The 12419-nt window shown below is 67.1% G+C and carries 12 protein-coding genes; 7 read left to right on the forward strand and 5 right to left on the reverse strand.

The window, feature by feature from the left end; all coding sequences use genetic code 11:
* Positions 1 to 14: 14 nt before the first annotated feature.
* From ACESMO_RS00815 to ACESMO_RS00840, 6 genes are all read left to right on the forward strand, one after another.
* Positions 15 to 1175 carry a phage portal protein gene (locus ACESMO_RS00815; protein WP_372706280.1) on the forward strand — a complete coding sequence of 387 codons (1161 nt, stop codon included), beginning with the start codon at positions 15 to 17 and terminating at the stop codon, positions 1173 to 1175.
* Positions 1172 to 1447 (forward strand): hypothetical protein, encoded by a 276-nt coding sequence (locus ACESMO_RS00820; RefSeq protein WP_372706281.1) that lies wholly within the window; start codon positions 1172 to 1174, stop codon positions 1445 to 1447. The genes ACESMO_RS00815 and ACESMO_RS00820 overlap by 4 nt, the downstream gene beginning before the upstream one ends.
* Positions 1448 to 1536: 89 nt before the next feature.
* Positions 1537 to 2457, forward strand: a complete 921-nt coding sequence (locus ACESMO_RS00825) for a DnaJ C-terminal domain-containing protein (RefSeq protein WP_372706282.1) — start codon at positions 1537 to 1539, stop codon at positions 2455 to 2457.
* On the forward strand, positions 2457 to 3608 hold the full coding sequence (locus ACESMO_RS00830) for a phosphoserine transaminase (protein ID WP_372706283.1): 1152 nt from the start codon (positions 2457 to 2459) through the stop codon (positions 3606 to 3608). The genes ACESMO_RS00825 and ACESMO_RS00830 overlap by 1 nt, the downstream gene beginning before the upstream one ends.
* An 82-nt stretch (positions 3609 to 3690) precedes the next feature.
* The gene (locus ACESMO_RS00835; protein WP_372706284.1) at positions 3691 to 4986 is read left to right on the forward strand and encodes an adenylosuccinate synthase; all 1296 of its coding nucleotides are present in this window, start codon (positions 3691 to 3693) and stop codon (positions 4984 to 4986) included.
* Between the two features lie 76 nt (positions 4987 to 5062).
* Complete coding sequence (locus tag ACESMO_RS00840) at positions 5063 to 5869, forward strand: two-component system response regulator (RefSeq protein WP_372706285.1); 807 nt, start codon at positions 5063 to 5065, stop codon at positions 5867 to 5869.
* A 22-nt stretch (positions 5870 to 5891) separates the two neighbouring features.
* Here ACESMO_RS00840 and rpoH read toward each other — a convergent pair whose 3' ends face one another.
* Together rpoH and ACESMO_RS00850 are read right to left on the reverse strand one after the other, a co-directional pair.
* Positions 5892 to 6779, reverse strand: coding sequence for an RNA polymerase sigma factor RpoH (gene rpoH, locus ACESMO_RS00845; RefSeq protein ID WP_372706286.1), 888 nt, complete (start codon positions 6777 to 6779; stop codon positions 5892 to 5894).
* 209 nt (positions 6780 to 6988) lie between these two features.
* On the reverse strand, positions 6989 to 8002 hold the full coding sequence (locus ACESMO_RS00850; protein ID WP_372706287.1) for an RluA family pseudouridine synthase: 1014 nt from the start codon (positions 8000 to 8002) through the stop codon (positions 6989 to 6991).
* Between the two features lie 130 nt (positions 8003 to 8132).
* Between ACESMO_RS00850 and ACESMO_RS00855 the strand changes: the two genes are divergently transcribed.
* Positions 8133 to 8771: a DUF2799 domain-containing protein gene (locus ACESMO_RS00855; RefSeq protein ID WP_372706288.1), complete on the forward strand. Its 639-nt coding sequence runs from the start codon at positions 8133 to 8135 to the stop codon at positions 8769 to 8771.
* A 30-nt stretch (positions 8772 to 8801) separates the two neighbouring features.
* Here ACESMO_RS00855 and fba read toward each other — a convergent pair whose 3' ends face one another.
* The 3 genes from fba to gap all read right to left on the reverse strand — a co-directional run bounded on the left by fba (position 8802) and on the right by gap (position 12395).
* Positions 8802 to 9887, reverse strand: a complete 1086-nt coding sequence (fba, locus tag ACESMO_RS00860; RefSeq protein WP_372706289.1) for a class II fructose-bisphosphate aldolase — start codon at positions 9885 to 9887, stop codon at positions 8802 to 8804.
* Between the two features lie 83 nt (positions 9888 to 9970).
* The gene (gene pgk, locus ACESMO_RS00865) at positions 9971 to 11170 is read right to left on the reverse strand and encodes a phosphoglycerate kinase (protein ID WP_372706290.1); all 1200 of its coding nucleotides are present in this window, start codon (positions 11168 to 11170) and stop codon (positions 9971 to 9973) included.
* A 205-nt stretch (positions 11171 to 11375) separates the two neighbouring features.
* Positions 11376 to 12395: a type I glyceraldehyde-3-phosphate dehydrogenase gene (gap, locus tag ACESMO_RS00870; RefSeq protein ID WP_372706291.1), complete on the reverse strand. Its 1020-nt coding sequence runs from the start codon at positions 12393 to 12395 to the stop codon at positions 11376 to 11378.
* Positions 12396 to 12419 lie beyond the last annotated feature (24 nt).

Raw genomic sequence — 12419 nt, forward strand, 5'->3', positions numbered from 1 at the left:
CCATGGAGATCATCATGTTCGACTGGCGACGACCTTTTTACGGTCGCCCGCGCCCCGGCGCGCCCGAGATCAAGGACAGTCGGGCCGGGCCGTTGATCGCCCTGACGTCGGGAGGGCGGGCGCGGTGGACGCCGCGGGACTATACCAGCCTGGCGACCGAGGGGTTCGGCAAGAACGCCGTGGCCTATCGCTGTGTGCGGATGATCGCGGAAGGCGCTGCGGCGACGCCGCTGGTCGTGTTCGCGGACGGGATCCGGACGGAGGATCATCCGCTGGCAAGGCTGCTGGCGCGACCCAATCCGGAGCAGGGCGGGGCCGAGTGGCTGGAGGGGCTTTACGGCGCCTTGCAGACGGCGGGCAACGCCTATGCCGAAGCGACCGGGAACGACACGGTTGACGAGCTGTGGAGCCTGCGGCCGGACCGGGTCAAGGTCGCGCCGGGCCGGGCGGGATGGCCGGAAGCCTATGAGTACTCCGTGGACGGACGGTCGATCCGGATCGGGCGAGAGGCGGACGGCTGGATGCCGGTGATGCAGCTGAAGCTGTTTCATCCGACGGACGATCACTACGGCTTTTCGCCGCTGGAGGCGGCGGCCTTCGCCATCGATGTGCACAATGCCTCGGGGGCCTGGAACAAGGCCCTGTTGGACAATGCGGCGCGGCCGTCGGGGGCGCTGGTCTATGGTGCCAAGGACGGGGAGCGGCTGACAGCCGAGCAGTTTGAGGCCCTGCGGGCCCAGGTTAGCGAGAGCCATTCGGGCACGATGAACGCCGGGCGGCCGATGATTCTGGAGGGCGGGCTGGACTGGAAGCCGATGAGCTGGACGCCCGCCGACATGGACTTCATCGCCGGCAAGCATGCGGCGGCGCGAGAGATCGCGCTGGCCTTCGGGGTGCCGCCGCAGCTTCTGGGAATACCGGGGGACGCGACCTACGCCAACTATCGCGAGGCCAATGTCGCCTTCTGGCGCGGGACGGTCGTGCCGCTGGTGCGCAAGACGGCGGCGTCGCTCGGCAACTGGCTGGGGCCGCGCTTTCCGGGCTGCCGGATCGAGGCGGACCTGGAGGCCGTGCCCGCGCTTCAGCCCGAGCGCGAGGCGCTGTGGGCGCGGCTGAACGCGGCGACCTTCCTGACGGACGAGGAGCGGCGACGCATGGCGGGGGTGGGGGCGTGAAGATGTGGCGAGTGGTGAGTGGCGAGTGGCGAGTGAAGCGGTGGGACGGGGTCGAGCCGACTGGAGACGCGTCGCGGTTCCGGGTGAGGGTCATCGATGGTGCGACAGAGACGCGCGCTCTCGAGGTCGAGGGGGCCGTCGCGACCTATTTGGCGTCAGACGTGGTGGCTGACTTCCCCGGTGGCGTCGGCGAGGCGGCGAGGATCGCGGTGGCGCAGTGGGGCGAGGGATATGGTTGGGGAACCGAGGCGACGGTCCGCCTGATCGCATGACAGCCTTTGCGGAATCCCGGCGATGCCCTAACTGACGATATAACAAGGACCTGCGCGACGCGCGGGCCGAGGCTGGAGCGGCAATCGACGTGGCGGGTGATCCCTACAAGGAACTGGGCGTTTCGAGGGGCGCGAGCGCGGACGAGATCAAGAAGGCGTTCCGCAAGCTCGCCAAAGAACTGCACCCCGACAAGAACCCCGGCAATACGGTAGCTGATGAGCGGTTCAAGCGGATCACGGCTGCCTTCGACCTGCTGGGCGACGCCGAGAAGCGCGCCAAATTCGACCGGGGCGAGCTCGACGCGGACGGGCGGGAGCAGTCCCGCGGTTATGGCGGCGGCGCTGCGCCCGGCGGTTTCGGGCGTGGGGGTCAGCGCGGCGGGGCGCAGCCCGGGTTCGAGAACATCGACCTGGACGAACTGTTTGGCGGCATGTTCGGCGGCGGCGCGCGTCCTGGAGGCGCGCGGTCGGGCGGGTTCTCGGCCAAGGGCGCGGACGTCAAGGCGACGCTTGAGATCAGCCTCGAGGACTCCATCTCCGGCGCGACGCGTCGGATTCAGTTTTCGGACGGCCGGACGCTGGACGTGAACATCCCCAAGGGCGCGGCGGACGGCCAGACGATCCGGTTGCGCGGTCAGGGCGCGCCGGGCGCGGCGGGTCGCAGCGAGGCCGGTGACGCCCTGATCACTCTGAAGATCGCGCCGCATCCCGTGTTCAGCCGCGACGGCGCGGACCTGACCATGGACCTGCCGGTGTCGCTGCCCAATGCGGTGCTGGGCGGGAAGATTCCGGTGCGGACTCCGGAGGGGACGGTCAGCATGACTATCCCGAAGGGATCGAACTCGGGCAAGGTGCTGAGGCTGAAGGGGCGCGGGGCGTTCTCGGACGGCAAGCGCGGGGACCTGCTGGCCAAGGTGATGATCGTCCTGCCCGAAGAGGAAGACCAGGCGCTGACCCGACTGGCGCAGGACCTGCGCGACAGGGGGCCGATCCGGCCGTTCCGCGACTGATGGCGGGCAAGCCAACCGCCAAGCCGGCGCGGCCGTGGTTCTCGTCGGGGCCGACAGCCAAGAGACCCGGATGGTCATCGCAGTCTTTGCCGCACGACCTGCTGGGACGGGGCATACGCGCGCCCGAGGTTGTGGAGCGGTTCGCCCACGGGCTGCGGCTGACCAAGACCCTGCTGCAGGCGCCCGAGGATTGGGTGCTGGTCTATGTGCCGGGGTCGGACACCGGGGCGGTCGAGGCGGCCATGTGGTCGATGCTGGGCGAGCGGCCGGTGCAGGTCATGGCCTTCGAGAATTTCGGCAAGGTCTGGGCGACCGACGCGGTCGAGCACCTGAAGCTTGAGCCGGACCTGCTGACGGCGCCGTGGGGGCGGTGGCCGGACACGTCGCGGGTCGATCCGAAAAAGGATCTGGTGTTTCCGTGGAATGGAACGACGGCGGGGGTCAAGGCCCCCCATGCCGACTGGATCGCCGACGACCGCGAGGGGATCGTGATCTGCGACGCCACCTCGGCCGCCTTCGCCATGCCTTTGCCGTGGGGCAAGCTGGATGTGGTGACCTTCAGCTTCCAGAAAGCGCTGGGCGGCGAGGCGGGGCTGGGCGTCGCGGCGTTGTCGCCGCGCGCCGTCGAGCGGCTGGATCGCTATGCGCCGCCGCGCGCGGTGCCCAAGGTGCTGCGGCTCAGGGACGCGCACGGCTTCGACCGGATGCTGGCGTCCGGCTCCATGCTGAACACCTTCTCGGTCTGGACGATCGAGGACTGGATCGACGTGGTTGAGTGGGGGCTAGCGATCGGGGGGCTGGACACCTTGATCGCGCGGACGGACGCCAACGCCGCGGCGCTGGACGCCTGGGTGCGGCGGACGGACTGGGTCGAGTATCTGGCCGAGGACCCGGCGACGCGGTCAACGACCTCGGTGTGCCTGAAGCTGGTGGACGCGCGGGTCGTGGCCATGGAAGACGAGGCCCGCCGGGCCCTGGTCACGCGCATGAAGGCGCTGGTCGAGGACGAGGGCGCTGCCTTCGACATCGAGGGCCACAGGAACGCGCCGGCGGGTCTGAGAATCTGGTGCGGCTGCACGGTGGATGTGGCCGACGTCGAGGCGCTGACGCCTTGGCTGGACTGGGCGTTCGAGACGGCGCTGGCGGAATAATCATCCGATGGCGGGACACCCGCCGATTCCCCGTTTATAGGCTGCGCCCGCATTCCGAAATCCCGGACAGCGGAGACACACCTTGGCGAACGTGGCGGTGGTCGGAGCCCAGTGGGGCGACGAGGGCAAGGGCAAGATCGTCGACTGGCTGTCGAACCGGGCCGACATGGTCGTGCGGTTCCAGGGCGGCCATAATGCCGGCCATACGCTGGTGGTGGACGGCAAGGTCTACAAGCTGGCCCTGCTGCCCAGTGGCGTGGTGCAGGGCAAGCCGTCGATCATCGGCAATGGCGTGGTGGTCGATCCGTGGCATCTGGTCGGTGAAATCGAGAAGATCGAGGCGCAGGGTATCAGGATCACTCCCGAGGTCCTGATCGTGGCCGACAACGCCTGTCTGATCCTGCCGATCCATCCGGCGCTGGACTTGGCGCGGGAAGCGGCGGCGAGCGCGCCGGGCGCGCGGATCGGGACCACCGGGCGTGGGATCGGCCCGGCCTATGAGGACAAGGTCGGGCGGCGGGCGATCCGCGTCTGCGACCTGGCCAGCGCCGAAGACCTGAAGGTCAAGATTGACAGATTGCGGGCGCACCACGACCCGTTGCGGGCCGGGCTGGGGCTGGAGCCGATCGACCCGGAGGCGTTGTTGGGGCAGCTGCTGGAGATCGCGCCGAAAATCCTGCCCTATGTGAAGGCCGCCTGGCGGGTGCTGGATCAGGCGAAGCGCGCGGGCAAGCGAGTGCTTTTCGAGGGGGCGCAGGGCGCGTTTCTGGACGTGGATCACGGGACCTATCCCTATGTCACCAGCTCCAACACGGTGGCGGGGCAGGCGGCGGCGGGATCGGGCATCGGGCCGCGCGGCGTCGGCTATGTGCTGGGAATTGTGAAGGCCTATACGACGCGCGTCGGCGAGGGACCCTTCGCCTGCGAGCTGAATGATGACGTCGGCCGGCATCTGGCGACCGTGGGGCGCGAGGTCGGGGTCAATACCGGCCGGGCGCGGCGGTGTGGATGGTTCGACGCGGTGCTGGTGCGCCAGTCGGTGGCGATCAACGGGATAGACGGCATTGCCCTGACCAAGCTGGACGTGCTGGACGGATTGAAGACGCTGAAGATCTGCGTCGGATACCGGATCAATGGGCAGGTGCTGGACTATCTGCCGTCCAGCCTGAACGCCCAGGCGGCCGCCGAGCCGGTGTTCGAGGCGTTGGAAGGCTGGAGCGAGACGACGGCGGGGGCGCGCAGCTTCAAGGACTTGAACGCCAATGCGATCAAGTACGTTCGGCGCATCGAGGAACTGATCGGAGCGCCGGTGGCCCTGCTGTCGACCAGTCCCGAACGGGACGACACCATCCTGATCCGGGACCCTTTTCACGGCTGAAGACGCCCTGATCGGCGTTCAACGCGTTTTAACCGACTGTGGTTAAGCATGATCGTCGTTACCGGAGGTCAGCGTCTTGTTTGCACTCGATAGTCGCCTGAAAGCCCGGCTGAAGCCGGTGATTGGCCGCGTGCTGATCGTGGATTCCTACTCCCAGTCCGCGCGCCTGCTGGTCGACATCATGAAGGGCATGGGCTCCGGCCAGATCGTCGTCGAGCCCACCGAGGCCCGCGCCATGAAGACCGCCGTGGAGCTCGAGCCCGGGCTGGTTCTGACCGAGCGGGGCGGACAGGGCCTGAACGGAGAATCCCTGGCGAGGGCGTGGCGGCGTTCGCATATGAGCTGTCGACGTGTGCCGATCATCATGGTCACGGCAGACGCGACCGCGACCTCCATCATCGGCGCGCGCGACGCGGGTATTCACGAGTTCCTGCGCAAACCCTTCACCAGCGCGGACCTGCTGAAGCGGGTCGATAACGTCGCCCTGAAGCCGCGCGACTGGGTCGAGGCGGTGGGTTATGTCGGCCCGGACCGGCGAAGGTTCAACTCGGGCGAATTCTCTGGCTCTGGCAAGCGCAAGAGCGACAAGGCGGCGAAGGGCGCCGACTTGCTTGCCGAAAACAAGGATCAGGCGATGAGGATTCTCGCCTCCGCGCTGGACCAGTTCGACAGCGATCCCCCTCAGGCGACGCGCGCTATTCGCGAACAGGCCGCGAATCTGAAGGCCGTCGCCTTGAAGCTTTCCGATTCGCGTCTGGTGGCCGCCGTCGGCGTGCTGGAGGTCAGCCTGGCTACCGGACCGGCGAGCAAGGAGACACTGTCGGTGCCGATCGGCACACTTCTGACCATGCATCAGGCCGCGGCGCCGGCCGCAGCGGCCTGACAATTCTCATGGGCAAACGGCCTCAGGCGTCGACCAGATTGCGCTCTTCGGCGGCGGCCCGCATGGCCTTCTGCAGCTTTTCGAAGGCACGGACCTCGATCTGACGGACGCGTTCGCGCGACACGCCATACTGGCCGGCCAGCTGTTCCAGGGTGACCGGATCGTCCTTGAGGCGCCGTTCCGTGAGAATGTGCTTCTCGCGGTCGGTCAGCTCTTCCATGGCCTCCTGAAGCAGGCCCATGCGCAGGGATTTCTCCTCGCTCTCGGCCAAGGCGGTTTCCTGCGACACCGCCGTGTCGTCGGCAAGCCAGTCCTGCCACTCGCTCTCGCCGTCGGCGCGCAAAGGCGCGTTCAAAGAGGCGTCGCCGCCGAGCCGGCGGTTCATATTGGTGACCTCCTGCTCGGACACGCCCAGTTTGGTGGCGATGGCCGACAGGTGTTCTGGCCGCAGGTCGCCTTCCTCGAAGGCCGAGATCTGGCTCTTGGCCTTGCGCAGGTTGAAGAACAGTTTCTTCTGCGCGGCGGTGGTGCCCATCTTCACGAGCGACCAGCTGCGCAGGATATATTCCTGGATCGAGGCGCGGATCCACCACATGGCGTAAGTGGCCAGGCGGAAGCCCTTGTCGGGATCGAATTTCTTGACTGCCTGCATCAGGCCGACGTTGCCCTCGGAAATCACTTCGCCGATCGGCAGGCCGTACCCACGATAACCCATGGCGATCTTGGCCACGAGGCGAAGGTGAGAGGTGACGAGGCGATGGGCGCTTTCGGCGTCCTGGTGCTCGGTCCAGCGCTTGGCGAGCATGAACTCTTCGTCTTTCGCAAGCATGGGAAACTTGCGTATTTCAGTGAGATAACGCGACAGCCCCTGTTCAGGCGACATCACCGCGAGTGATCTGGCTACAGCCATAAGTCTGGTCCCTCCGAGAGTGAACGAGCGGGTTCTTCGGAAGCGGCCACCCGATGTGCGCCGACGCCTCACCCCTCAACTGATGAAATAGGGTCGGGTTTCCGGACTTGTCAGTGGCGGATAGTCACATGAAAGCGTGACCGTTGCCCCGGCGCCACTGCACCCAGTGACGCAGGTATAACCGATAGTGCGTCCTCAATCAAGACGGACTAAAGGGCGGCGAGGTTATCTTCCAGCGCCTTCATGTCGTCCGGCGGCGGGGTCTCGAATCGCAGCGTCTCGCCGGTCACGGGATGGATGAAGCCGAGGATGGCGGCGTGCAGCGCCTGACGGGTCAGGCCAGCCGCGGCGATCGCCGCCTTGACCGGATTGGCGGGGCTGCCGGAGCCATAGACCGGGTCGCCCAGCAGGGGCGCGCCTCTGGAAGCCATGTGAACGCGGATCTGGTGGGTGCGGCCGGTGTGGAGGGTACAGGAGACGCGGGCGGCCATGGGTGGTGCGCCGGGCTTGCCGGGCGCGCCAAAAACCTGGTCCACCTCATAATCAGTGATCGCCTCGCGGCCGCCGAATTTGAGCACGGCCATCTTCTTGCGGTCGCCGGTTGAGCGGCCAAGGTTGGACATGATGCGACCCTTCTCCGGCAGGGGCGTGCCGCGCGTGAGGGCGATGTAGGTGCGCTCGATGTCATGGGCGGCGAACAGGGCCGAGAGGCCGGCATGAGCCGTGTCCGACTTGGCGGCGACCATGACGCCCGAGGTGTGTTTGTCCAGGCGATGCACGATGCCGGGGCGGGCGACGCCACCGATGCCGGACAGGGATGTCGCGCAGTGATGCAGAAGGGCATTGACCAGGGTGCCGGTCTCGCTGCCGGGCGCGGGGTGGACGGCCATGCCGGACGGCTTGTCGATGACGATCAGATGGGCGTCCTCGAACAGGACTGTCAGTGGAATCGCTTCGGGTTGGGGCGTGGCCGAGACAATCGGCGGCATGGCGACGGCGTAAAGACCGGGCAGGGCCTTTGACGAGGCACCGGATACCGGAAGGCCGTCGCGGGTGACGACACCCTCGGCCAGCAGGGCGTGGAGGCGGGCGCGGGACAGGGCAGGAAAGATGTTGGCCAGCGCCTTGTCGAGGCGGGCGCCGCCGGTCTCGAGGCGCGCTTCCAGCACGGGAGCGTCGTCGTCGTCGGTCTCGAAGTCTTCGATCAGGGGGTCGTCGGACAAGGGGCGCTCCGCCGCTCGGGCCGGGCGGTGGCTGATCTAGCACGCCCGATCGGTGCGGGCGCAAGCCGCAAGCTTGGCAGCAGGGTCAAGTTAAACCATTCTCAAACTGGGCCGAACGGGGAGATGAACCATGAGACTGTTGATTATCGCCTTCGCCGCCGGTGGCGCAGTGCTGGCGCTGGGCAGTTGCGCGACCATGAGCGCTGAACAGTGCATGGTCGGAGACTGGTCGGGTCAAGGCTATGCGGATGGCGAGTCGGGCCTGAGCATGTCCCGGCTGAACGACCACGCCGAGGCCTGCGCCGAACACGGTGTGACGCCGGATGAGCCCTCTTATGCCGCCGGGCGCGAGCAGGGACTGGAGCGTTACTGCACGCCGGCCAAGGGTTTCGAGCACGGGCGCACGGGTTCGAGCTATGGCGGGGTGTGTCCGTCGTATCTGGAGGCGGACTTCATACTCGCCTATCAGGACGGACAGCTGGTGTATGAGGTCGTGACGGCGCTCGCCACGGCCCGGAGCCGGGTCGAGTCCCTGGGCGGCCGGCTGGAGGAGTTGGACGACAAGATCACCGCCAAACAGGCCGAGGCGCGGGCAGAGGGCCTGACCGAGACCCAGCGTGAGCAAGTCCGCGACCGCATTCAGGAAATCCGCCGCGAGCGCGCGGATACCGAGCGCGACTGGCACCGGGCTCAGGACGCGATCGATGACGCCGAGCGCGACGTCCGCGACGTCCGCTGGCGGTTCCGGAGCCAGTATGGGGGCTGGTGAGCCGACGGCTCGATCCCCGGATCGGAGGGGTCAGGCGGCCTTCGACGCAGCCGAACCAAAGTGCGGGTTCAGTTCGCCCTTGGCATAGCGTTGCGCCATCTGGGCGGTCGACAGCGGGCGGATCTTCGAGGCCTGGCCCTCGCAGCCGAACTGCACAAACCGCTCCTGACAGAGTTTGCGCATCGCCTCCTTGGCGGGCTTCATCCAGGCGCGCGGATCAAACTCGCCGGGCTTTTCCGCCAGCAGTTTGCGCACCGCGCCGGTCATGGCCATGCGGTTGTCGGTATCGATGTTAATCTTGCGCACGCCGTGTTTGATGCCGCGCTGAATCTCTTCAACCGGCACGCCCCAGGTCTGGGGCATCTGGCCGCCATAGGCGTTGATGATGTCCTGCAGGTCCTGCGGCACCGAGGACGAGCCGTGCATGACCAGATGGGTGTCTGGCAGGCGGCGGTGGATTTCCTCGATCACATTCATGGCCAGGACGTCGCCGTCAGGCTGACGCGTGAATTTGTAGGCCCCATGGCTGGTGCCCATGGCGATGGCGAGGGCGTCAACCTGGGTCTCGCGTACGAAATCGACGGCCTGATCCGGATCGGTCAGCAGTTGCGAGTGGTCCAGCTTGCCTTCGAAGCCGTGGCCGTCCTCGGCCTCGCCCATGCCGGTTTCCAGCGAGCCGAGCACACCCAGTTCACCCTCGACCGAGACGCCGCAGGAATGGGCCATCTGGACCACGCGGCGGGTGACGTCGACGTTGTAGTCGTAGCTGGCGGGGGTCTTGGCGTCCTCTTCCAGCGAGCCGTCCATCATCACCGAGGTGAAGCCGTACTGGATGGCGGTGGCGCAGGTGGCCGGACCGTTGCCGTGGTCCTGGTGCATGCAGACCGGGATATGCGGATACAGTTCGGCCAGGGCGTCGATCAGCTTGGCCAGGACGATGTCGTTGGCGTAACTTCTGGCCCCACGAGAGGCCTGGATGATGACGGGGGCGTTGACCGCCTCGGCCGCCTCCATGATGGCCAGGCCCTGCTCCATGTTGTTGATGTTGTAGGCGGGCAGGCCGTAGTCGTTCTCGGCCGCGTGATCGAGAAGTTGTCGCAGCGTGATGCGCGCCATGGGGTGTTTCCTGAGACCGTCAGTTTTGCCAGTGTTTTAGCCGCACCGCGCCCTGAAGTCACGCAATGTAACAACGCAGGCCGTCAGACCTGAAGGGCCTCGACGCCGGGCAGGGGCTTGCCTTCCATCCATTCCAGGAAGGCACCGCCTGCGGTGGAGACGAAGGTCATGTCGTCGGCCACGCCCGCGTGGTGCAGGGCCGCGACCGTATCGCCGCCGCCTCCGACCGCGACCAGAACACCGGATTTGGCCCGGGCCGCGACATGGCGGGCGACCGCGACGGTGGCGGCATCGAAGGGCGGCACTTCGAATACGCCCAGCGGGCCGTTCCAGATCAGGGTCTTCGAGGCGTCGATCGCGGCGGTCAGGCGCGCGACCGAGGCCGGGCCGGCGTCGAGGATCTTGTCGTCGGCGGACAGGGCGTCGCCGGCCTGCACGGTGCGGGCCGCGGCACCAGGCTTCACGGCGGTGGCGATGACAAGATCGACCGGCAGCAGGATTTCGCAGCCCTTGGCGGCCGCGTCGGCGAGGATTTCGCGGGCCGTGTCGGCCATGTCCTTTTCGGCCAGTGAGCCGCCGATATCGATGCCTTGGGCGAACATGAAGGTATTGGCCATGCCGCCGCCGATGGCGAGGCGGTCCAGCTTGCCGACGAGGTTCTTCAGCAGGTCGAGCTTGGTCGAGACCTTGGCCCCGCCGACGATGCCTATGACCGGCTTCTGCGGCTTGCCGAGCGCGGCATCGAGCGCGTCGAGCTCGCGGCGCATGGATTCGCCGGCATAGGCGGGCAGCAGCCGGGCCAGACCCTCGGTCGAGGCGTGGGCGCGGTGGGCAGCGGAGAAGGCGTCATTGACGTAGACGTCGCCGAGTTCGGCCAGCTGCCTTGCAAAGGTGGGGTCGTTGGCCTCTTCGCCGGGATGGAAGCGGACGTTTTCCAACAGTACGACGCCGCCGAGGGGCAGGTCGGCGATCATCGCCCTGGCCCCGCCACCCACGCAGTCGCTCGCGAACCGGACCGGGGCACCCAGCAGATGTTCGAGGTCGTCGACCACCGGCTCCAGGCTCATCGACGGCACGACCTTGCCTTTGGGCCGGTCGAAATGGGCCAGGAGGGCAACCCTGGCACCGGCGTCGCGCAGCCGGTTGATGGTCGGCAGGGCGACGCGCAGGCGAGTATCCTCGGTGACCTTGCCGTTCTCCATCGGGACGTTGAAATCCACGCGGACCAGGGCGGTCTTGCCGGCGAGGTCTTTGGCGTCGTCGAGGGTGCGGTATTGGGTCATGACCGCCCTATAGAATCCTTCTCCCATTGGGAGAAGGTGGCGCGCAGCGCCGGATGAGGGTCGGCTGGGTCAATCGGCGAAAGCCGTGGCGGGGTCGGAGCGGCATCTTACGCCGACGGCTATCACAGAACCCTCACCCTTTCGCGCAGCCGATCGCTTCGCTCTCGGGCGCTCAAGCCCTCTCCCGCTGGGAGAGGGAGCGACGTCAGATCAGCTTGCTCATCACCAGCGCTGTATCCGCCATCCGCGTCGCGAAGCCCCATTCGTTGTCGTACCAGGTCAGCACCCTAGCCAGCTTGCCGTCGACGACCTGGGTCTGGGGCAGGGCGGCGGTGCTCGACGCGGCGATATGGTTCAGGTCGGTCGAGACCAGCGGTTCGATCGTGGTGGCCAGCACGCCCTTCATCGGACCGTTGGCGGCGGCCTGGAGGGCGGCGTTGATCTCTTCCACCGTGACCTCGCGGCCGGCGACGACCTTCAGATCGACGACCGAGACGTTCGGCGTCGGGACGCGGATCGACGAGCCGTCCAGCTTGCCCTTCAGTTCCGGCAGGACCAGCCCCAGCGCCTTGGCGGCGCCGGTCGAGGTCGGGATCATCGACAGGGCGGCGGCACGGCCGCGGTACAGATCCTTGTGCATCGTATCCAGCGTCGGCTGGTCGCCGGTGTAGCTGTGGATCGTGGTCATATAGCCGCGCTCGATGCCGAACAGCTCGTGCAGCACCTTGGCGACAGGGGCCAGGGCGTTGGTCGTGCACGAGCCGTTGGAGACGATGACGTCGTCGGCGGTCAGGACGTCGTGGTTGACCTTGTAGACGATGGTCTTGTCGGCACCGTCGCAGGGGGCCGAGACCAGCACCCGCTTTGCGCCCGCGGTCAGGTGGGCCGAAGCCTTTTCCTTCGTCGTGAACAGGCCGGTGCATTCGAAGGCGATGTCGACGTTGAGGTCCTTGTGCGGGAGCTTGGCCGGGTCGCGCTCGGCCGTGACTCTGATCCTGCCGAGGCCGACGTCGATCCAGCTTTCGCCATCGGCGTCGCCAAACTCAACCGTGCCGGGGAAGCGGCCGTGGACCGAGTCGTATTTCAGCAGGTGAGCATTGGTGGCCACTGGGCCCAGGTCGTTGATCGCCACCACCTCGATGTCGCGACGGCCGTGCTCGACGATCGAGCGCAGGACGAGGCGGCCGATACGGCCAAAGCCGTTGATGGCGACGCGGACGGTCATGGGGCGGTCTCCGAAGAAGCGGTG

This window comes from Brevundimonas sp., assembly GCF_041688735.1.
In the GTDB taxonomy this organism is placed as follows: domain Bacteria; phylum Pseudomonadota; class Alphaproteobacteria; order Caulobacterales; family Caulobacteraceae; genus Brevundimonas.